At 67.2% G+C, this 21,819-nt stretch carries 19 protein-coding genes; 15 read left to right on the plus strand and 4 right to left on the minus strand.

What is annotated here, in order from left to right:
* The first annotated feature begins 76 nt into the window (after positions 1-76).
* The 6 genes from LOS8367_RS13405 to LOS8367_RS13430 all read left to right on the plus strand — a co-directional run bounded on the left by LOS8367_RS13405 (position 77) and on the right by LOS8367_RS13430 (position 7,509).
* Complete coding sequence (locus LOS8367_RS13405; protein ID WP_085897030.1) at positions 77-1,912, plus strand: ABC transporter ATP-binding protein; 1,836 nt, start codon at positions 77-79, stop codon at positions 1,910-1,912.
* Positions 1,909-3,432: an ABC transporter substrate-binding protein gene (locus LOS8367_RS13410; protein ID WP_085897031.1), complete on the plus strand. Its 1,524-nt coding sequence runs from the start codon at positions 1,909-1,911 to the stop codon at positions 3,430-3,432. The genes LOS8367_RS13405 and LOS8367_RS13410 overlap by 4 nt, the downstream gene beginning before the upstream one ends.
* Before the next feature lie 63 nt (positions 3,433-3,495).
* Entirely contained in the window at positions 3,496-4,422 is a 927-nt protein-coding gene (locus tag LOS8367_RS13415) for an ABC transporter permease (protein ID WP_242665592.1), read from the plus strand.
* A gap of 4 nt (positions 4,423-4,426) precedes the next feature.
* Positions 4,427-5,251 (plus strand): ABC transporter permease, encoded by an 825-nt coding sequence (locus LOS8367_RS13420; RefSeq protein WP_085897032.1) that lies wholly within the window; start codon positions 4,427-4,429, stop codon positions 5,249-5,251.
* Entirely contained in the window at positions 5,248-6,951 is a 1,704-nt protein-coding gene (locus tag LOS8367_RS13425) for a M14 family metallopeptidase (protein ID WP_085897033.1), read from the plus strand. The genes LOS8367_RS13420 and LOS8367_RS13425 overlap by 4 nt, the downstream gene beginning before the upstream one ends.
* Before the next feature lie 273 nt (positions 6,952-7,224).
* On the plus strand, positions 7,225-7,509 hold the full coding sequence (locus tag LOS8367_RS13430; RefSeq protein WP_085897034.1) for a hypothetical protein: 285 nt from the start codon (positions 7,225-7,227) through the stop codon (positions 7,507-7,509).
* 12 nt (positions 7,510-7,521) lie between these two features.
* On the opposite strand, the gene LOS8367_RS13435 is transcribed toward LOS8367_RS13430, so the two are convergent.
* Together LOS8367_RS13435 and LOS8367_RS13440 are read right to left on the minus strand one after the other, a co-directional pair.
* The gene (locus tag LOS8367_RS13435) at positions 7,522-8,022 is read right to left on the minus strand and encodes a hypothetical protein (RefSeq protein WP_085897035.1); all 501 of its coding nucleotides are present in this window, start codon (positions 8,020-8,022) and stop codon (positions 7,522-7,524) included.
* Between the two features lie 53 nt (positions 8,023-8,075).
* The gene (locus LOS8367_RS13440) at positions 8,076-8,603 is read right to left on the minus strand and encodes an autoinducer binding domain-containing protein (RefSeq protein WP_085897036.1); all 528 of its coding nucleotides are present in this window, start codon (positions 8,601-8,603) and stop codon (positions 8,076-8,078) included.
* 98 nt (positions 8,604-8,701) lie between these two features.
* On the opposite strand from LOS8367_RS13440, the gene LOS8367_RS13445 reads away from it, so the two are divergent.
* The 7 genes from LOS8367_RS13445 (at position 8,702) to LOS8367_RS13475 (ending at position 16,328) form a co-directional block, all read left to right on the plus strand.
* A complete protein-coding gene (locus LOS8367_RS13445) occupies positions 8,702-9,304 on the plus strand; it encodes a helix-turn-helix transcriptional regulator (RefSeq protein ID WP_085897037.1) in 603 nt (200 codons plus the stop codon).
* 210 nt (positions 9,305-9,514) lie between these two features.
* On the plus strand, positions 9,515-9,916 hold the full coding sequence (locus LOS8367_RS13450; protein WP_085897038.1) for an acyl-CoA thioesterase: 402 nt from the start codon (positions 9,515-9,517) through the stop codon (positions 9,914-9,916).
* 48 nt (positions 9,917-9,964) lie between these two features.
* On the plus strand, positions 9,965-11,305 hold the full coding sequence (locus LOS8367_RS13455; RefSeq protein ID WP_085897039.1) for a mechanosensitive ion channel domain-containing protein: 1,341 nt from the start codon (positions 9,965-9,967) through the stop codon (positions 11,303-11,305).
* A 255-nt stretch (positions 11,306-11,560) separates the two neighbouring features.
* On the plus strand, positions 11,561-13,327 hold the full coding sequence (locus LOS8367_RS13460) for an Ldh family oxidoreductase (protein ID WP_085897040.1): 1,767 nt from the start codon (positions 11,561-11,563) through the stop codon (positions 13,325-13,327).
* 37 nt (positions 13,328-13,364) lie between these two features.
* Positions 13,365-14,366, plus strand: coding sequence for a sialic acid TRAP transporter substrate-binding protein SiaP (locus LOS8367_RS13465; protein ID WP_085897041.1), 1,002 nt, complete (start codon positions 13,365-13,367; stop codon positions 14,364-14,366).
* Positions 14,367-14,457: 91 nt separating this feature from the next.
* Positions 14,458-15,036: a TRAP transporter small permease gene (locus LOS8367_RS13470; protein ID WP_085897042.1), complete on the plus strand. Its 579-nt coding sequence runs from the start codon at positions 14,458-14,460 to the stop codon at positions 15,034-15,036.
* An 11-nt stretch (positions 15,037-15,047) separates the two neighbouring features.
* A complete protein-coding gene (locus tag LOS8367_RS13475) occupies positions 15,048-16,328 on the plus strand; it encodes a TRAP transporter large permease (RefSeq protein ID WP_085897043.1) in 1,281 nt (426 codons plus the stop codon).
* 30 nt (positions 16,329-16,358) lie between these two features.
* Here LOS8367_RS13475 and LOS8367_RS13480 read toward each other — a convergent pair whose 3' ends face one another.
* Entirely contained in the window at positions 16,359-18,470 is a 2,112-nt protein-coding gene (locus LOS8367_RS13480) for a S9 family peptidase (protein WP_085897044.1), read from the minus strand.
* Between the two features lie 345 nt (positions 18,471-18,815).
* A complete protein-coding gene (locus tag LOS8367_RS13485; RefSeq protein WP_085897045.1) occupies positions 18,816-19,712 on the minus strand; it encodes a LysR family transcriptional regulator in 897 nt (298 codons plus the stop codon).
* 92 nt (positions 19,713-19,804) lie between these two features.
* Between LOS8367_RS13485 and LOS8367_RS13490 the strand changes: the two genes are divergently transcribed.
* Positions 19,805-20,665, plus strand: coding sequence for an NAD-dependent epimerase/dehydratase family protein (locus LOS8367_RS13490; protein ID WP_085897046.1), 861 nt, complete (start codon positions 19,805-19,807; stop codon positions 20,663-20,665).
* 439 nt (positions 20,666-21,104) lie between these two features.
* A complete protein-coding gene (gene hutC / locus LOS8367_RS13495; protein ID WP_085897047.1) occupies positions 21,105-21,794 on the plus strand; it encodes a histidine utilization transcriptional repressor HutC in 690 nt (229 codons plus the stop codon).
* Positions 21,795-21,819: the final 25 nt, after the last annotated feature.

A 21,819-nucleotide genomic window follows, 5' to 3' on the forward strand; every position in this document is an offset into this window, starting at 1 on the left:
AATAAAACGTTTACAACTTGTGCAGGCTCTGGCTAGCGTCACGTCAACGCTGTGAAGAGGCCCAAGAGACTTCGATATGAGTGACACGACCGCTCCGATCCTGACCGTCGAGGATCTGTCGATCTCCTTCGGTGACACCGAGGCCGTGCGCGGCCTGAGTTTCGAGGTGCCGCGCGGCGGCACTCTGGCGATCGTCGGCGAGAGCGGATCCGGCAAGTCGGTGACATCGATGGCCGCGATGGGGCTGTTGAAGTTCACCGGCGGCCGCGTCACCTCGGGCCGCATCCAGCTGCACGGCAAGGGGGGCGAGACCGAGATCACCGGCGCCTCGGAGGCCGATCTGCGCCGCATCCGCGGCAACCGGATCTCGATGATCTTTCAGGAGCCGATGACCTCGCTCGACCCGGTCTTCACGATCGGCAGCCAGATCGGCGAGGCGCTGAAGCTGCACCGGGGCCTGCGCGGACGAGCGGCGCGCGACGAGGCGGCGCGGCTTCTGGAACTGGTACGGCTGCCCAATGCCCGTGCCCAACTCGACCGCTACCCGCACCAGCTTTCGGGGGGCATGCGCCAGCGAGTGATGATCGCGATGGCGGTGTCCTGCCGCCCCGACCTGCTGATCGCCGACGAGCCGACCACCGCGCTCGACGTCACGATTCAGGCACAGATCCTGCAGATCATCCGCGATATGCAGTCCGAGTTCGGCACCTCGGTCGTGTTCATCAGTCATGACATGGGCGTGGTCTCGGAGATGGCCGACGAGATCGTGGTGATGCGCCATGGCGAGATGGTCGAGGCGGGCCGCGCCGAGGACGTGATCCTGCGGCCCAAGGCCGACTACACCCGGGCGCTGATGGCCGCGGTGCCCAAGATCGGCGCCATGCAGGGCCAGGAAAATCCACGCAAGTTCGACCTGCCCGGGCAGGCCGCCGATCAGACCGACGCGCATCCGGCGCCGGAACGGACCGAGCCGCTGGTCCGGCTCGACAAGGTGACGACGCGCTACGATCTGACCTCGGGCTTTTTGGGCCGGGTCAGCCACCGCGTCCATGCGGCCGAGGAGGTCAGCTTCGAGATCCACCCCGGCGAGACGCTGGCGCTGGTGGGCGAGAGCGGCTCGGGCAAGTCGACCGTCGGCAAGACGCTGCAGCAGCTCGTCACCCCGGTCTCGGGTCGCATTCTCTATCGCGGCACCGACATCCTGTCGCTCGATCCGGCCGAGCGGCAACGCTTCAAGCGCGAGATCCAGTACATCTTCCAAGACCCCTACGGCTCGCTCAACCCGCGCAAGACGGTGAAGCAGAGCCTTATCGAGCCGATGGCCACGCATGGGCTCCTGAAGAAGGCTGATGCGCAGGTGGCCGATCTGCTGACCTCGGTGGGGCTCAAGCCCGAGCACGCCGGGCGCTACCCGCACGAGTTCTCCGGCGGGCAGCGCCAGCGCATCGCCATCGCCCGCGCGCTCTCGGTCGATCCGGGGCTGATCATCGCCGACGAGGCGGTCTCGGCGCTTGACGTCAGCGTGCAGGCGCAGGTGATCAACCTGATGATGGACATCCAGGCCCGGCGCGGGCTGGCCTATCTCTTCATCAGCCACGACATGGCCGTGGTCGAGCGGGTCAGCCACCGCGTCGCGGTAATGTATCTGGGCGAGATCGTCGAGATGGGCACCCGACGCCAGGTCTTCGAGACCCCGCAACACCCCTATACGAAGCGCCTGCTGCGCGCCGTTCCGGTTATGGACCCGACCCGTCCGCCGGAACGCGTCACGCTGACGGGCGACATCCCCAGCCCGGTCAGACCGGTCGGCGATCCGCGGCGCAGCCACGGTTTCGTCGAGGTCGCGCCGGGTCACCTGCTGGCCGACAATCATCAAGACTTCGAAAAATACAGGGAAGGTATCGCATCATGACGGATCTGAAATCGCGCCTGCTGATCGCGGCGCTGGCCGCCACCACCGCGCTCACGGCCGCCCCCGCGCTCGCCGAGGGCACGCTCACCGTGGCGCAGCGCCAGGACCCGGCCAACTGGGACCCGGTCGACACCTTCCTCGTGGCCTGGGGCTCGGTCGCTTCGAACATCTATGACGGCCTCGTGCGTCGCGACGAGAATCTCGATCTGCAGCCCGGCCTCGCCGAAAGCTGGGAAGTGCTCGACGAGGGCATGCGCATCCGCTTCCAGCTGCGCGAGGGCGTGCAGTTCCACAATGGCGAGCCCTTCGATGCCGAGGCGGTGAAATACACCTTCGACCGGCTTCTGGGCGAGGTCGGCGGCGCCGGTCCGCAGCAGTCGAACTACACCACCATCGACCGCGTCGAGATCGTCGACGAAACCACCGTCGATTTCCACATGGCCCAGCCCGATCCGGTGATCCTGACCAAGCTGTCGGGCTACGGCGCGATGATCGTGCCGCCGCAATACATCGAAGAGAACGGCGAAGAGCATTTCGACATGAACCCGGTCGGCACCGGCCCGTTCAAGTTCGCCAGCTATGAGCAGGGCGCACAGATCGAGCTGGAGGCCAACGCAGATTACTTCGAGGGCGCGCCGGAGCTCGACGGGCTGGTGTTCCGCTTCATCCGCGAGGATGCGACGCGTCTGGCCGAGCTGCAGTCGGGCGGTGTCGACCTCGTCACCGACGTCGCCTTCTCGGCGGTGCCGACCATCGAGGCCGCTGACAATGCAGGGATCGTCGCGGTTGCCGGGCCTTCCATTTACTCGCTGGCGCTCCGGACCAAGGATGCCGTGACCGAGGACGTGCGGGTGCGCCGCGCGCTCAACATGGCCGTCGACAAGCAGGCGTTGATCGACGCCTTCCTCGCCGGGCGCGGCAGCCCGATCGCCAGCCTGCAGGGCGAGCTGTCCTTCGGTCATGATCCCGAGCTCGAGGGCTATCCCTTCGACCCGCAGCAGGCGATGGCGCTGCTCGAGGAGGCCGGCGTCGCGCCGGGCACCGAGATGACCATCGACTACCGCGCCGGCAACTCGACCTTTAACGAGGTGGCGCAGGCGCTGACCGGCTTCTTCGCCGCGGTGGGGCTGAATGTCGGTCTGAACCCGGTCGAAGACGGCGTCTTCCTCAACGAGATCGTGCCGCAGGGCCGGACCAACGAGATGTACCAGTTCAGCTGGGGCGGCTGGACCTTCGACTTCGACAACACCGCCTATCTGACCTACCACGAAGGCGAGAAGTGGAACCCCTACGGCACCTCCGAGGAGATGAACGCGCTGCTCGACGAGCAGCGGCAGTCGCCCGACCAGGAGCTGCGCGAGGACATCCTGCAGAAGGTGGCGGCACTGGCGCATGAAGAGGCCTACCACATCCCGCTCTACAACGAAGAAACGGTCTACGCGGTAGCCGACCGGGTCGAAGGCTTCGTGCCCGCCCCCGACAAGCGGCTGCGCCTCACCGAGGTGAGCGTCGCCGAGTAAGACCCCATAACCGGCGCGGGGAAAGCTGTTTCCCGCGCCGGGCTTTGCCGTCCGGAGGCCGACTTGCCCATCCTTTCCTTCATCCTCAAACGCGTGATCCAGGCCGGCTTTGTGCTGGTCGCGGTGACGCTGTTCGTCTCCTTCGCGATCCGTCTCACCGGCGACCCGGCGGTGATGATGCTGCGGGAATCCGCGAACGTGACCCCGGAGGATCTCGCGCGGATCCGCGAGGGCCTCGGCCTGAACCGACCGTTCCTCGTGCAATACGGCGATTTCATCGGCGGGCTGCTGACCGGCGAACTGGGCAACAGCTTCTTCAGGGGCGCGATCGCGCCGCTGATCTCCGGCGCGCTTGGTGCGACGCTGCTTCTGGCGCTGACCTCGCTGGCGGTGTCGCTGCTGATCTCGGTGCCGCTGGGCATCTATGCCGCCACGCATCGTGGCTCTTTCGGGGATCAGCTGGTGCGGGTGCTGTCTCTCGCGGGGCTGTCCTTCCCAAATTTCTGGCTCGGCATCATGCTGGTGCTGATCTTCTCGGTGACGCTGCGCTGGCTGCCGCCATCGGGCTTTACGGGGCCGCAATCGCTGATCATGCCGGCCGTGACCATCGGGGTGATCCTGACCTCCACCAACCTGCGCATCGTGCGCACCACCATGCTCGACGTGCTGTCGTCGCAGTTCATCATGGTGGCCCGCGCCAAGGGGCTGTCGCAGACCGCGGTGATCTACAAGCACGCGCTGCGCAACAGCTCGATCGCGCTGGTCACCTATCTCGGCCTGCAGTTCGGCTCGCTGATGGGCGGTCTCGTGGTGGTCGAGCTGGTGTTCAACTGGCCCGGCATGGGCACGCTCGCCATCGAGGCGATCGCGCAGCGCGACTACCCGATCCTGCAGACGGTGATCTCGATCCTCGCGGTGCTGATCGTCGCCGTGAACCTTCTGGTCGATCTCACCTACATGCTGCTCGACCCCCGCATCAGACTGGAGTGACGCCATGACGGGCTTCAAGAATTTCGAGTTCGTCGCAGGCCTCGTGCTGATCGTGCTGATCGGCGGTGCCGTGGCGCTCTCGGGGCTGCTGTTCCCCGATGGCGGCCGCGCCATGGACCTGACCGCGCGGCTAACCGCCCCATTCACTGGCTGGAACCACCCCCTGGGCACCGATCCGCTCGGGCGCGACATTCTCGCCCGCGTCGTCGTGGGAGGGCGCGTGTCGTTCTTCGTCGGCATCGTCTCGGCGCTCGGCGCGGTGGTGATCGGCACTGTGGTGGGCCTTCTGGCGGGCTATTACCGCGGGCCTTGGGACATGTTCCTGATGCGCTTCGCCGACATCCAGCTTGCGCTGCCCTTCATCCTCTTGGCGATGACCGTGATCGCGATCATCGGGCCGGGGCTCGACCGGATCATCGTGCTGATGATCGTCGCACAATGGGTGCAGTACGCCCGACTGATCCGCGGCTCCGTCCTCTCGCTCAGGCAGGCCGAATTCGTGCAGGCGGCGCAGAGCTACGGCCTGCCGGACCGCAAGATCCTGTTCGGCCATATCCTGCCCAATGCGATGGGCCCGCTGGTGATCCTCGCCACGCTGAACGTCGCCAACAACATCCTGCTCGAAAGCAGCCTGACCTTCCTCGGCCTCGGAATCGACCCGCTGGTGCCAAGCTGGGGTGGCATGCTGGCGGATGGCCGCAACTACATCCAGACCGCGCCCTGGGTCACGATCTTTCCCGGTCTTGCGATCATGCTGACGGTGCTGGGCCTGAACCTGCTGGGCGACTGGCTGCGCGACCGGCTCGATCCTCTGGGGGCGACGAAGTGACGAGGCGCGACTTCGCCCGCACCATCGACACGCTGCCCGCGACCGCGACCGCCGCCTGGGTCTTCGAAGGCCCGAGCGCGCGGCGCGCGGCGCAGGCACGGGCCCGCGCCGAGGGGCGCGACCTGCGGCTGCGCTCGGCCTACAAGACGCTGCTGCACGAGGTGCTGGAACAGGGGCTGCTCGACAATGCCTCCCGCGCCACGATCCACTACCCGGTGGTCGAGGGCTGCCCCGAGGACCGGTTCCGGCTCGAATGCTACCCGCTGCACGCGCTGGTCTCGCATTGCGAAATCGCCTTCGCGCCGCGCCCGCACGAGGGGGAGGGCTTGCCCGTCTACGAGATCGAGACGCCGGATGCGCGCCACATCGTGCCGGTGCCGGTGCGCTGGGTCGAACTCGATGACGGCAGCCGGGCGCTCGCCGCCTGTGGCTGGGTCGAGGACGGGCAGGGCGGGCGGCACCTGCATACTGAATACGAGACGATCTTCGAGATGGTCTGCGCGCATCTGCGCGCGATGCCGCTCGATCCGCTGTCGCCAGACGAACCCGACGGGCCGTTCTTCGACCGGCTCGAGGTGATCGTCGAGCTACCCTACGAAGATCAGGTCCTGCCGGTCGGCTCCGAGGTGATCTCGCTGGCCGAGGCGATGCATGAGGAAATCTACTTCACCGCGCTGGAGATCTTCCAAAAGCGGCTTGGCCTCGCGCCGGGGCAGCGCTCGGTCAAGGCCGGTCAGATCGTGCCGCTGGTGCGGCGCGGCGGCACGCCCCGGCTGGAGATCCAGACCACGCGGGCCGAGCCTGCGCTCGACCGCGACCAGCCCGGCCGTCCCGTCCTCGACACGGCGACGCAGTGGCTCTACCCGGCGCAGATTTCGGCGCATCTCGCCGCGCTCGGCGGCACGGGCTATGCCGCCCGCTCGCGTCAGGGAAGGGGGGTCGAGGGGCGGCACGTCGCCGGGCGCGGCCCGGCCCGACTTGCAATCTCGGCGGGGCAGCACGCCAATGAAAGCTCGCCCATGGTCGGCGCGCTGCGCGCGGCCCGCGACCTCGCCGCCGAGGACGAGGTGAGCTTCACGCTGAACCCGCTCGAGAACCCAGACGGCTACGCGCTGTTCCGCGAGCTTTGCGCCGAAAACCCGCGCCACATGCATCACGCAGCCCGCTACACCGCCAGCGGCGCCGATCTGAGCCACGGGGCGGGGCGCTACGAGAGCGCGATCCGCGATCTCGCCCATGCGCGGCTGCCGGCCGAGGTGCATGTGAACCTGCATGGCTACCCGTCGCATGAATGGACCCGGCCGCTGACCGGCTACATTCCGCGCGGTTTTGGCCAATGGACCATCCCCAAGGGGTTCTTCCTGATCCTGCGCCACGACCCGGCGCAGGAGGCGCTGGCCCGCGCAGTGCTGCAGGCCGGTCTCGACGCGCTGGCCGACTTCCCGGAACTCGCGGCGCAGAACCGGCGGATGCTCGACCTCTACCGCCGCTATGTCGGGGCCGAGAGCTTCGAGGTGCATGCGGGCTGCATCCCCTTCACGGTAAGCCGCGAGGACGAGGCACTCTATCCGGTGACGCTGATTACCGAGGCGGCGGACGAGACCATCGGCGGCGAGGATTTCCGCATCGCGCAGGAAGGCCAGTACCGCGTCGTGCGCGCGGTGGCAGGGATGCTGCAGCGCCGCGCCGAGGCCAGCTGAACTCTTCCCATCGTCACGTCGTAGTGGCCGGATCGAGACCACATTCATCGGCGCCAGTTCCGACGACAATCGCAAAATGGGAAGGGCAAAGGCAAACCTCGCCTGGCCATGCAATATGGCGGGCTCGCCTTTGGCAGGGCGGCTGCGCAGGGCCCTTCCCGTCACTGGATGAGGACAGCGACACAGCCCACGGGCGTTTGGCCGGCCCCCGGTTACATCGCGAGGCGAAATGCGCTAGGCGTCGGGCATCGGAAACAGCAAGCGACTGACTTCATGACCCATTCGATCGAGATCGTCCCCCTTCACTGCACCGAAACCGGGCTTCGTCTCCGGACCAAGTTCAGGGCCGCCACCGAATACGACGTCGTGGCCCGGCGGGTTTCGAAAGGCAGGAAGGAGTTCTTGTGGCGCAAGCCGGCGGACACGATCGAGAAGGCGCAGCAGATCGCGGACGAGGCCCGCGCCGAGTTCGGCGCTGACGCGCGGATCATCGGCGACATGCCGGGTCTGCTCGCGGCGGCGCTGCCGACCTCGAAAGTGCGCACCGCCGCGATCTGATCGCGGTCCCGGCTACTGCGCGACGCAGTCAGCCCGCCATTCGCCGGCCTCGGGGCACCAGCTCTGGCCGGCGGCTAGCTTGGCCTCGAAGAGCGGCATGAAATCAAGGCCTAGGACCGTCTCGGGACGGCAGGCGAGCCGGGCGATTTCGCGACCGGATTCGTGGATCGCGATCCGGGCCTCCACCACATGGGTCTCGTTCAGCCGGTCGATGCCGTAGGAGATCTCGTACGCCGTCTCGCCATTGGTGAACCGCAGCGCCTCGTGCAGCCAGCGACCGATGCCGTTCCACGGCCGTAGGTCGACATCCTCGACCCGCCGCGCGAGGATCATCTCCGCCGCGCCGTCCATCGGCCCGAACCGGTAGAGCGCGACACCGTCCTGCAGGCAGATATCGACCTGCCTCGCGCTCCCCTCGATGCGGCAATGAAAAAGCGGCTCGCCGGCGCCGAAGCATCCGGCCTGAGCGGCGGCGGGAAGCCCCGCCAAGAGAACCGCCACTGCAAGCTTCATCCCCAGCCTCTCCCCGCCATGCGACCATCGGGCCTGCCGTCTTCGCGACGACGCTACCCGGTCCGTTCTGTCATGACGACCGCCATGTCGCGGATCCGGGCGCTGGCCTCGGTGCCAAGCGTCACGCGCTTGTCGGTGACATCGTGCAGGGTCTGGATCAGCTCTCCGACCTCCTCGATCTCGGCCGCCGTGAAATCGCGATCGCTGCGCGCGAGACCGCCGAAGCTGATGTCGTCGCCCTCGTGGATCGAGCGGGTGTGGCCGTGGACGATCCCGTATTCGCGGGCGCGGGCCAGAACCCCGGCGCCGTCCTGCTCCTCGAGTTCTGCCCACCGCTTCGCACCATGATGATGCATCGCCCAGCGAACCGTGGGATCGCGCATCAACAGCCCGTCCCGCGCATAGACGTCGAGCCAGTCGGCCGGGTAGCTCTCGAACATGTAGGCCGGCGTCATGTAGCGGATATGCAGACCGATCGCGAACCCCGCCGGCGCGATCTCGATCAGGCGACCCAACGTCGCAATCACGACCGCGCCGGGATCATCTACTGTCCCACGGGGATCATGGGCGGAATTGAACATGGCTTTTTAGACTCCGAGCAGTTTTTTGGTTGATCCGCCAGTCAACCTTGTCCAGTTAGGCGGTTCCGGGGCGGCAATCAGTCGATGAGGCCCAAGAGATGACAGAGCATTTGTCCTACGAGGTCGCACAGCGTTTGGGGCCGTCCGGGTTCTACCTCGGGCTGCGGATCCGCTTTGCCTTTCCCGCCCGAGAGGCTAACCACCTGCCACGCTCCTGGGTCGAACTCTACTCCCGCGAGAAGTTCTTCTTCGCGGACCCCTCTCTAAAGTGGTCTTATGAACACACAGGCGCGATCCGCCTGCACGAGCTGGGCGAAGACGACCCGTTGCGGATCATCCCTCAGGCGCAGGAGCACGGGCTGCGCCACGGCGCCGTCGCCTCCTACAACGAGGATGGCGGGCTGCGCAGCTACGGGCTCTTCTACCGCGATGACCGTGAATACGACGATGCCGAGCTCGCGCTTCTCGCGGATTACGTCATGGAGCTGCATCGAAAGCTGGCGCCGCCGCAGACGCTGACGCGGGCCGAACTCGACGTGCTCCGGCGGATCAAGGATGGCGGCAAGCTCAAGCAGATCGCCTCGGAGTTCGGCGTGTCGGAGGGCGCGATCAAGCAGCGGCTGAAGAACGCCCGCCTCAAGCTCAATGCGAGCAACGGCACGCAGGCGGCCTCGCTCGCCGCCACCTTCGGCCTGATCTGAGGGCCGATGGCACCGGGCGAGGCGGTGACCCGATGATCCCACAGGCATGCCCTGCTCGATAAAGTGGCTTGATCGCGAACCGGCGGCCGTGTCGTGCATCCACCGCGACCCGGAGCCGTCGCCCATGCGCCTTCGCGATTGAATCCCGCCACGTCGGCTGCTTCTGTGAATAGGGTCAAGTACGGGCCGTAGTGACGAAGGGGCGGAGTGATGGGCGATGATCGGGGCAAGGCGGCAAAGCAGCCCGAGGGCGATCTGGTAATCCGCACCATCGCGATGCCGGCCGACACCAACCCAGCCGGCGACATCTTCGGCGGCTGGCTGATGGCGCAGATGGACCTCGCGGCGGGCAATCTCGCGGCGGCGCGGTCGCGCGGGCGCAACGCCACCGTGGCGGTGGACGGCATGCAGTTCCTGCGCCCGGTCAAGGTCGGTGACGAGGTCACGCTCTATGCGCGACTGCAATCCGCGGGCCGGACCTCGATGAAGATCCGTGTCGAGGCCTGGGCCCGCAACCGCTTCGAGACCGACAGCTTCCCGGTCACCGAGGCGCTGTTCGTCTTCGTCGCGCTCGACGAAGACGGCCATCCGCGCGCGCTTCCCGACCTCTAGCCTCACCGCGTGCTGGAGCGGCGCCCGTCGCGCCCTAGCTGTGCCACAATGCTTCGCTGGCCAAACAGTTTTGCCATCCTGCTCGTCGCCTGCCTCGCCGCGGGCGGCGTCGCGCATGCGCAGGAGGAGGCACCCGAGGCCCCCGCCGCTCCTATTGCGGTCGCGGACGTACGCGCCGATGAGGAGATCGCCGCGCGACTGGACGCCATCCTCGCGGCGCTTGGCCATGACGACATCGCGGTTGGGGTCGAAGCGGGGGTCGTGACGCTGTCAGGCGAGGTCGCCGAGGAGGCAGAGATCGCCGACCTGACCGCGATCGGCGAACGGGTCGACGGCGTGGTGGCGGTCCGAAGCGAGATCGCCGCGACGCAGGAGATCGCCGAACAGCTGAACCCGGCGCTCGACCGCTTCACGACGCGGCTGCGGCAGGCGGCGGGGCGGCTGCCGCTCCTGCTCGTGGCGCTGGCCATCTTCGCGCTGATCCTGGGCCTCGGCCTTCTGGTCGCGCGCGCCCGGTTCTGGGACAGGCTCGCCCCGAACGCCTTCATCGCCGGGCTCTACCGGCAAGGGGTGCGGGTCGCGATCGGCATCGCCGGGCTCGTCGTGGCGCTCGACGTGGCCGGGGCGGCAGCGCTTCTGGGCACCATCCTCGGCGCGGCGGGGCTGGTCGGCCTCGCGCTCGGCTTCGCGGTGCGCGACACGGTCGAGAACTTCGTGGCCTCGATCATGCTCAGCCTGCGCCAGCCGTTCCAGCCCAACGACCTCGTCGAGATCGAGGGCGACACGGGGCGCGTCATCCGCCTGACATCGCGGGCGACGATCCTGCTGTCGCTCGACGGCAACCACATCCGCATCCCCAACGCGGTGGTCTTCAAGAGCCGCATCGTCAACTTCACCCGCAACGCCGAGCGCCGTTTCAGCTTCGACATCGGCATCGACCCCGATGCCGATCTGGAGGCGACGCGGCTTCTGGCGCAGGACACGCTGGCGGGCCTGCCCTTCGTGCTGGCCGAGCCCGCGCCGCTGGTATGGATCGAGGACGTGACCGAGGCGGGGGCGATCCTGCGCTCCAGCGCCTGGATCGATCAGGCCGCCACGGGTTTTGCCACCGCGCGCGGCGACGCGATCCGTCTGGTCAAGGGCGCGATCGAGGCTGCGGGCGTCGCGATCCCGGATACGACCTATCGTATCCGGCTTGAAGGCGCCTCGATGCCCATAGCCGGGGCGGGGCGCGGGGATGGGCCCCGGTTAGCGCCAACGCGACCCGCGCGCCCAGTCCCGGGCCCGGCCGCGATCCACCAATCCGAGGAAAAGGCGCTGATCCCGCTGGTTCAGGCCGAACGCGAGGCGACGGACGATCTCCTGCACAAGGATGCTCCGAGGGAGTGACGTCGCCGGCAATAGGGTGGCGCAACCCGATGGCCGTATCCTCGACGTGGTGAACATGCAGAGCGCCGCGTCACCATCCGCGCGCATGCGCGGCTTCGGATCAGGCGCAACATGCAGTCCGGCCTGCCCGCGATCCCGATCCACCCCATCGCCGTCTGCAACGACATTTGCCCGGCTCGCACCCGAATGCGCCCGATCTGCGACCTTGCGCGATTTGATATATCGTATACCATTTTGAGTCGGGGAGGGCGCTGGATGTCGGAGAGCATTGCGGCGACTGCGCGGCTGGACCGCCAGAAACTATCGGAGCAGGCTCGCGAGGCGATCCGCGACCGGATCGTGCAGGGTGCGTTTCCGCTGGGCCGCAAGCTGCCGGAAGCGGAGCTGGTCGAACTGCTGAGCATGAGCAAGAGCCCGATCCGCGAGGCGCTGCTGCAGCTCGAGCGCGAGGGGCTGGTCGAGATGGCGGCGGGCCGAAGCGCGCGGGTCTTTTCGATGGGCGCGGCCGAGATCGCGGAGCTGGGCGAGCTGCGGCAGATGCTGGAGTTGCAGGCGATGCGAATGGCGCTCGAACGCAATCCCGGTCAGCTACAGGCGGCACTCGACAGCGTCACGGCGCGGATGGAGGAGGCGCTGTCGCGCGGCGATACCGGCACCTACAAGCTCTTCGACCACGACTTCCACGACGCGATCTTCGACAATTGCGGCAACAGCTTCGTACGCGACAACTTCCGGAGGTTGTCGTTCCGGGTGCAGGCGCTGCGCAACCGCCTGTCGCTCGACGACGCGTTGAACCAGAAATCCCTTGGCGAGCATATCGCCATAGCCGAGGCCGTGGCGGCCGGGCGCGATGAAGCGGCGGTCGCACTTCTGTCCACGCATATCGGCGACACGATCGAGGCCTATCTCGCGCGGCTCACGGCGGAGACGGAGCCAGTCCCGGAGGCGCTGACCCAGGTGCGGGTCGCGCTGGAGGAGATGGAGCGGTTCTCGCGCGCGGCGCTGGCGGCGGTGGGGGCCGATGATCCGACGATCGAAGCGGTGACGAAGGCGCTGCTGCATGCCTCGGCCCTCGGGGTGGACACGCATGGGTTCCGGCTGTTGCCGCATTACTTGCAAGGACTTTCCGAGGGGCGATTGAACCGGGCGCCGAAGCTCGAGATCGTGCACGAGACCGGCGGCGCCTGCGTTCTCGAGGCCGATAACGCGCATGGCGCGCGGGCGGGTTACGCGGCTGTGGAGCGGGCGCTGGAACTGGCCCGGACGCATGGTCTCGCGGCGGTGGCGATCCGCGGCTCGTCGCATTTCGGGGCTGCCGGGGCCTATGCGCTGGAGATCGCGCGCCACGGCATGATGGGTCTCGCCTTCTGCAATTCCGACAGCTTCGTGCGGCTGCATGGCGGCGCGGTGCGGTTCCACGGCACCAACCCCATCGCGGCCGCCGCGCCGGCGGGAGAGGGGGAGCCATGGCTGCTTGACATGGCGACGAGCGCCATTCCCTTCAACCGGGTGCAGCTCAACCGCAGCCTCGGCACGGCGCTGCCCGAGGACGTGGCCTCGGACGCGCGGGGCGCCAACGTCACCGATCCGGCGATCGTCGAAATGCTGGCTCCGCTGGGCGGCGCGCTTTTCGGCTACAAGGGGGCAGGGCTCGCGGGGCTGGCCGAGATCTTCTCGACCGCCTTTTCCGACGCGCCGCTCAGCTTCGAGCTGCCGCCGATGATCAGCGACGACATGGCGACGCCGCGCAGACTCGGCGCCTTCGTCATGGCGCTGGACCCCGAGGCATTCGGCGGCCGCGCCGTCTTCGAGGCCGTCATTCGCCGCTACCTCGCCGCCATCGCTGCATCGCCCGCCGCGCCGGGTGAGACCGTCATGGCGCCGGGCGCGCGCGAATGGGCCGAGGCCGAGCGGCGGCGCGCACAGGGGATGAAGCTCGATCGCGGCTCGGTCGAGGCGCTGGCGCGCTTTGCCGAGGCGCGGGGGATCGAGCCGCTCCGCTACCGTTCGGGAGGGCGGTGACGGGATCACGTCAGACATCAACCAGGGAGGAAGACCGATGACACCGAAGCTGACCCAGACCATCGCGCTGACCACCACCGCGGTGGCCGCGCTCACCGCCGCCGCGCCGGTCGCGGCGCAGGATGCCGAGCGCATGTTGAAATGGGCCCATGTCTACGAGGTAAGCGAGGCCTACCACACCTGCGCCGTCGCGGCGCATGACGAGCTGGTCGCCTCGACCGATGGCCGTTACGGCATCGAGGTCTTCCCGGCCTCGTCGCTGGGCAAGGAGGTCGATATCAACGAAGGCCTCAGCCTCGGCACCGTCGACATCATCTATACCGGCCAGCTCTTTGCCGGCCGCGCCTATGGCCCCGTTGCCATCGGCGGTGCGCCCTACATGTTCCGCGACTACGCGCATTGGGACGCATTCCGCAATTCCGACCTGTTCGAGGAGTTGAGCCAGGGCTACGCCGACGCGACCGGCAACCAGATCGAGGCGCTGACCTATTACGGCAACCGCCACGTGACCTCGAACAAGCCGATCACCACGCCCGAGGACATGGACGGGCTGAAGATCCGCGTGCCGAACGCACCGCTCTACATGATGTTCCCCGAAGCCGTCGGCGCCAACCCAACGCCGATCGCATTCGCCGAAGTGTATCTGGCGCTGCAGCAGGGGACCGTCGATGCGCAGGAGAACCCGTTGCCGACGATTCAGGCCAAGAAGTTCTACGAGGTGCAGTCGGACATCAACCTGACCGGCCACATCACCGACGCGCTGCTGACCATCGTCGGCGGCCCGGCCTGGAGCAGCATGGACGAGCCCGACCAGCAAGCGCTCTCGGAAGCCATCGACAACGCCGCCGCCTGCGCCACTGAGGCGATCCGCGACCAGGAGGCCGAGCTGGTCGAATGGTTCAAGGAGCAGGGCGTCAACGTCAACGAGGTCGACCGGGAGCCGTTCATCGAGGCGGTGAAGGCCATGCATATGGGCGATATGGCGAGCTGGGACCAGGAAACCTACGACCGGCTCCAGGCCATCGGCCAGGAGTCCTGACCCGGGCACGCGTGTCGCCGCGTCGCGAACCATGACCGACCGGCCCCCGGGAATGGGGGCCGGTCCACATGCCCCATAGGGACGAGTGATCATGAAACCAGGACCCCAGACTTCGCACGCGCCGCAGGAGACGACGCCGGCGCTGCATCTCGAGGAGGAGGAGATCGACCTGTCGGACCTGCGATGGGACGATGCGCTGGTCATGGTGATCTTCTGGGTGCTCGCCTTCGTGGTGTTTCTCCAGTTCTTCACCCGCTACGTGCTCAACGACTCGCTCGGCTGGACCGAGGAGATCGCGCGGTTCCTGCTGATCGCGGTCACCTTCACCGGCTCGGTCATGGCGGTGCGCAAGAATGCCCATATCGCGGTCGAATTCCTGTATCGCTGGGTGCCGCGGCCGCTGCGCCGGATCGCGCAGACGTTGATCGACCTCGTCTCGATCGCCTTCTATGCCGGGCTTGCCTACCTGTCGGGCCAGCTCGCGGGCCGGACCCGGCAGATGATGGTCTCGATCGACGTGCCGAAATCCCTGGTCTACTGGTTCGTCGCCGCCTGTTTCGCCGCGATGGCCGCCTATGCCATCCGCAACGCCTGGCTGCATCTGCGCAGCGGCACCAGCAAACTCATCGACCCCGAGCAGCACGCGGACTCCGTGCGCGCGATGGACTAGGAGCGCCGGCCGTGGAAATCGCCTTTCTCTTCATCATCCTGTTCTCGCTGCTGCTCTTCGGGGTGCCTGTGGCCATCGCTCTCGCCGGGTCCTCGGCGGTGTTCGTCCTGGCCAACGGGATGCCGCCGCCGATGGTGGTGGCGCATCGGATGATCAACGGCGTCGACAGCTTCCCGCTACTCGCGGTGCCGTTCTTCATCCTCGCGGGAAACCTGATGAATACCGCCGGGATCACGGAGCGCATCTTCAACTTCGCCCTGGCGCTGGTGGGTTGGATGCGCGGCGGGCTGGGCCATGTGAATGTCGGCGCCTCGGTGATCTTCGCGGGGATGTCGGGCGCGGCGGTGGCCGATGCGGGCGGCCTCGGCGCGATCGAGATCAAGGCAATGCGCGACGCCAAATACGATGCCGGCTTCGCCGTGGGGGTGACGGCCGCCTCATCGACCATCGGCCCGATCATCCCGCCATCGCTGCCGATGGTGATCTACGGCGTGGTCGCCGGCACCTCGATCGGCCAGCTCTTCGCCGCGGGCTTCGTGCCCGGCATCGTGATGGCGGTGTCGCTGATGCTGATGGTCGCCTTTTTCGCGCGGCGCCGGGGCTTTCCGCGCGACCAGCCGTTCGAGATGTCGCTGCTGATCAGCTCGTTCGGCCGCGCCTTCCTGTCGCTGCTGACGCCTGTAATCATCGTCGGCGGCATCCTGACAGGCGCCTTCACCCCGACCGAAGCCGCCGTCGCCGCCTGCGCCTGGGCGATGTTCCTCGGGCTCGTGGTCTACCGTACGCTCACCCTGCGGCGGTTCCTGCGGGTGACCTTCGACACGATCGAGACCACCGCGGTGGTGCTTTTCGTGGTCGCCGCGGCGGCGATCTTCGCCTGGATCCTGACCTCGAACCGGGTGCCCGAGGCGGTGGCCGGAATGCTGCTCTCGGCCTCGGACCGGCCTTGGGTCATCCTGCTGCTGATCAACCTGATCCTGCTGATCGTCGGCTGCTTCATGGAGACCGTCGCGGCGATCACGATCCTCGTGCCGGTACTGTTGCCGGTGGCGATGGAGCTTGGCATCGACCCGGTGCATTTCGGCGTCATCATGGTGCTGAACCTGATGCTGGGCCTGCTCACCCCGCCGGTGGGCATGGTGCTATACGTGCTCGCGCGCGTGGCCAAGATCCCGTTCGAGCGCTGCGTCGTCTCCACCGCGCCGTTCCTGATCCCGCTGGTGCTGGTGCTGGCGCTGATCACCTTCGTGCCAGCGGTCACCATGTGGCTGCCGACGCTGATCTATCGCTAGGGCCGGTCGGGCACGGGGCGCCGGGGCGCGCTAGCCCCGCGCCCCGTCCTCCGTCCCGGTGACCTTGATCGCGAAGGCATAGGAGCGCGCCGCATCCTCGAGCGCGGCAAAGCGTCCCGACTTGCCGAAATGGCCCGAACTCATGTTGGTCCGCAGCATCAGGATGTTGTCGTCGGTCTTGGTGGCGCGCAGCCGCGCGACCCATTTGGCCGGCTCCCAATAGGTGACGCGCGGATCCGAGACGCCGGCGGTCACGAGCATCGGCGGGTAGTCCTGCGCGGCGACGTTGTCATAGGGCGAATAGCCCCGGATGTTGTCGAATGCCTCGCGGCTCTCGATCGGGTTGCCCCATTGCGACCACTCGCCCGGCGTCAGCGGCAGCGTGTCGTCGAGGATCGTCGCGAGCACGTCGACGAAGGGCACGTCGGCGATGGCGCCGGCCCAGAGATCGGGACGCATGTTCAGCACCGCGCCCACCAGCAGCCCCCCGGCGGAGCCGCCTTGAATGACAATGCGGCGGGGGGCGGTATAGCGGCCATCGACCAGCGCCTCGGCCACGGCGATGAAATCGTGGAACGTATTGGGCTTGCCGCCGAATTTCGCTGCCTCGTACCAGTTGCGCCCCAGCTCCTCGCCGCCGCGGACATGGGCGATGGCATGCACGAAGCCGCGATCCACCAAGCTCAGCCTGTTGGCGGAGAAGGCGGCCGGCATGCTCGCACCGTAGGAGCCATAGCCATAGAGCAGGCAGGGCGCCGTGCCATCCAGCGGCGTGTCCTTGCGGTGCAGGATCGTCACCGGCACCTGCGCGCCATCATGCGAGGTGGCCGTCATCCGGATCGTCACGTACTCCGCCGGGTCGTGGCCCGAGGGGATCTCGGTCGTCTTGCGCAGCACCCGCTCGCCGCTCGACAGGTCGTAGTCGAAGACCTGCGGCGGCGTGGTCGGCGAGGAATAGGTGAAGCGGAAACTGTCGGTGTCGTATTCCGGGCTGGGATCGCTTCCCAGAGAATAGGCCTGTTCCTCGAACGCGATGGGCCGCGCCTCCGAAATCGGCCGCCCCTGCGCGACATAGCAGATGCGGGGCAGGGCGTTGCGCCGCTCCATCCAGATCGTCCAGCCCCGATAGGCGGCGAGGCTCACGATCATCCGACCCGGCTCGTGCGGGATCAGGTCGACCCAGTTGGCGCGGGAGGGGGCCGACACCGGCGCGCGCACCACCTTGAAGTCGAAGGCGTCGTCGGCATTGGTCCGGATCAGGAAGCTGTCGCCCTGCTGCTCGACCTCGTATTCGAGGCCGCGGGTCCGGGGCTCGATCACCCGTGGCGCGGCCTGCGGATCGTCCGTAGGGATCACGTGGATCTCGTTCTCGTCGTTCATGCCGGTGGACAGCGCGACGAACTCTCCCGACCGTAGCCGGTGGACGGCAACGCCGTAGCGGGTGTCCTCCTCGGTGAAGACCAGGACATCCTCGGCCGGATCGCTGCCGAGCACGTGGCGGAACACCTTGTTCGGGTGATGCCGCGCATCGACGCGCACGTAGAACAGCGTCCGCGCATCGGCCCATGCGAGCGACGCGACATCCTCGATGTGATAGTCGAGATCGGTGCCGGCATCGATGTCGCGGAACGACAGGCGGTAGAACTCGGAGCCGTTGACGTCGGCGGTCCAGGCCAGGACCTTGTGATCGGGCGAGACCTGACTGCGGCCCAGTTGGAAATACGCCTGCGCCGCGGCCTCGGCATTCACGTCGAGCACGACCTGTTCCGCGCCGCCGTCGCGCGGCATCCGGGTGAAGAGCGGATATTCCGCCCCCTCCGCAAAGCGCATCGCGTAGGCGAAGGGGCCGTGATCGCGCGGAACGCTGCTGTCATCCTCCTTGATGCGGCCGCGCATCTCCTCGACCAGCCGCGCCTGCAGATCGACCGTGTCAGCCATCGCCGTCTCGTAATAGGCATTCTCCGCCACTAGGTAGCTGGCAATGTCGGTTGGCAGCTTCTGCGGCTCCCGCATCGCCTCCTGCCAGTTCGACGCGCGCAACCAGGCATAGTCGTCATGCAGATTGACACCGTGAACATGGGCGATCGAGGGACGGCGCTCCGCGACGGGGGCGCCGGGCAAGGCTTTGAACGAACGGGGCATATCGGTCCTTTGGATCCTTTGCGCGCAATGTGGAGATGCAGCCTTGGAATGACAATGACCCGCGAGAGCCGCAGCGGATTGGCGGCCACGCCCGGCATGCGCCCGTGGTGGGCTTTACAGCTTGAGGCGAGACATCGGTGCAAAGGGAAAGATCGGGCTCGCCGCCCCTTGTCCGGCGCATGGCAGCCGAACGCCTATGCGTGGCAAAACTTCTCTTTCCGGCTCAATACGAAGCTTTATCGCGCTGACGACCCCGAGCCACGCCGGACGGACTGCAATTCGAGACCCAGCGGGACCAGCGGGCCTCGCTCAAAGCCATGAACCTGCGGTGCCCCGCCACTCGGCTCAAGCGATGACCGGGGCGAGCCCCTCGGCCAGCATTTCCCAGACACGGCGGATGCGCGGGGTGCGCCGCATCGTTTCATGCGCGGTAAGCCAGACCGGAAGGCTCGGTAGTTCGAGGCCGACGCGGATTTCCTCCACGCCGGGGCAGGCGCGGCCGACGCTGGCCTGCGCAAAACCGAGACCGCAGCTCGCGCGCACCAGCTCCCAATAGACCGCGTGATCGTCGCAGCGCGTGGCGAACCATTCGCGCGAGAGCGCGAAGCCGGCGGCGCGGAAGCCGTCGAGAATGGCCGGGTTCGCATCGTAGCCGACGAAATCATGCTCCAGCAGCTCGTCCTGCCGCACGGGACGGCCGCGCCGGTCGAGATAGCCGGTCGCGCCGAACAGGCCCAGCTCGATATCGCCCAGATGGGTTGTCACAAGGTCGAGCTGGCGCGGGCGATACATCCTCACCGCGATATCGGCCTCGCGGAACAGCAGGTTGCTGCTGCTGTCAGAGGGCACTAGCTCGATCTGGATCGCGGGTTCGTCCGCTCGGATCCGGGCGATGATCGGCGGCAGGTGATGCAGTGCCATGGCGACGCTCGCGGCGATCCGCACAGTGCCTTCGAGCCGCGCCTCGCGACCGGCGGCGGCAAGCGCGATGCGGTTCGCGGAGGCGCGCATGGCGCGGGCCGGTTCGACCAGCGCCGCGCCCGTCTCGGTCAGATCGAAGCCCTTGGGACGGCGATGGAAAAGCTCCGCACCGAGCTGCGCCTCCATCGCCTTCACCTGTCGCCCGAGCGTGGGCTGCGAGGTGCCCAAGGCCCGCGCGGCGGCGGAGAGCGAACCGGTCTCGGCCACGGCGAGAAAGGCCCGGATCAGCGACCAGTCGAGATTGGCGAAGGATGTATCCATTCATCGATGAATACGCGTCATGCCGGATCTGGCAATTCCTATTCAATGCCAGGCCGCACATCCTCTCCACCGAACCTCGAATGGAGAGAGCCATGCCCACCGTCCTGATCCTCGGCGTTAACGGCAAGATCGGTGCCCATTCCGCAAATGCCTTCGCCAGCGCCGGCTGGACCGTGCGCCGCTACACCCGAGGCACCGACATGACCGCGGCCGCCACGGGTTGCGATGTCATCGTCAACGGGCTGAACCCGCCCGCCTATCACGACTGGGGCCGGATCATCCCGGCGATCACCGCGCAGGTCATCGACGCGGCGCGGGCCTCCGGCGCGACCGTCATCCTTCCCGGCAACGTCTATAATTTCGGCGATCGAGGCGGCATGTGGTCCGAGGCGACGCCGCATCGCCCGGTCGCGCGCAAGGGCCGGATCCGGGTGGAGATGGAGCGGGCCTATCGCGTCTCGGGCGTGCGGACCGTGGTGCTGCGCGCCGGGAACTTCATCGATCCTGACCATGACAGCGACGTCATGGGCGCCGTCTTCCTGCGCGTCATCCGCAAGGGCCGGATCACGCTTCCGGGCGATGCCGACGTGCTGCAGGCCTATGCCTATGTGCCTGATTGGGCGCGGGCGGCGGTGATGCTGGCCGAACGCCGTGACACTCTCGAACGCTTCGAGGACGTACCTTTCCCGGGCCATGCGTTCACCGCGCACGAATTGAAGGCGGAGCTGGAGGGGGCGACCGGCAGCACGCTGCACTTCGCCCGCTTTCCCTGGTGGGCGATGACACTCCTGTCGCCGGTCTGGGAACTGGCGCGCGAGCTACGCGAGATGCGCTACCTGTGGAACACGCCGCATAGCCTTTCCCCCGAGAAGCTCGCGCAACTGCTACCCGAGTTCCGCCCAACCGAGCTGCGCCAAGTCGTTCGGGCGCGGATTGGGCTCCAGACCCAGTGAGATCCAGCGTGCCGCTTAGCGGGCCATAAAGTATCGTGCCGACCGTGGAATTGCCGATCGGACCCGCGTTCAGGCACTGGCATTGCAGCCTCATTCCGGACTTGGCTCGGAGGGCAACGGAGCGGTTCATCGAGGTCGATCGCTCTCGTCGCGCAATGACTGTCAGGGTCGGAGGCCCGGGGTCTTCGCGGCGATGTCTCCCGACTGCGGATCGATGAGGAAGAAGATCAGCCCTTCGAGGGACAAATGCGCGAGGACGCCCTTTGGCGAAGGAATCCGGACGGGCTGTAGGGGCGGCCCCGCGAGCCGAGCCTATTGTCTGCTTTTATTGTATTATGTATATTCTTTTCTAAGGCGGGCCGAAGCTGCACGGCCCGCGATAACCGAGCTGGGCCGGTCCGTTGCCCGGATCCGCCGAGGTGGGAGTAGAGGCGGATCGATGAGCGTGACCTTCAAGGACGTCAAGGCCGATCTGCTCGACCAGATCGCGCGTGGGGTGATGCGGCCGGGTAGCCTCTTGCCGAACGAGGTCGACCTCGCCGAAAGCTATGGCTGCGCGCGGGCCACGGTGAACCGGGCGATGCGGGAGTTGGCCGAGGAAGGCATCGTCGAGCGCAAGCGCAAGGCGGGCACGAGGGTGCGGATGACGCCGATCCGGCAGGCCCGCTTCTCTATCCCCATCGTGCGGGAGGAGATCGAGGCCCTGGGGGCGGAGTATCGCTATGCGCTGCTCGACCGGGAGATGCAGGAGGTGCCGGACTGGCTGCGGGGCCGGCTTGAGCTGACCGCCGGTCAGCAGGTGCTGCATCTGGTGTGCATGCATTACGCGAGCGGCATGCCCTACCAGCACGAGGATCGCTGGATCAATCCCGAGGTCGTCCCGAGCGTGACGGAAGCGGATTTCTCGGCCACCGGCCCGAACGAGTGGCTGGTGGCCCAGCTTCCGTTCTCGAACGCCGAGATCGCCTTTTCGGCCGTCGGGGCGGACCGCGATCTCGCCGATCATCTCGGGTGTTCGACCGGCGACGCGCTGTTTCGCGCCGAGCGCACCACTTGGCTTCGAGGAAAGGCCATCACGCTGGTGCGGCTGACCTATCGGCGCGGTCACAGGATGACCACGCAGTACTAGGGCGCAATGCCCGCCCCCGGCGGAG

It is taken from the genome of Limimaricola soesokkakensis (assembly GCF_900172345.1).
GTDB lineage: Bacteria > Pseudomonadota > Alphaproteobacteria > Rhodobacterales > Rhodobacteraceae > Limimaricola > Limimaricola soesokkakensis.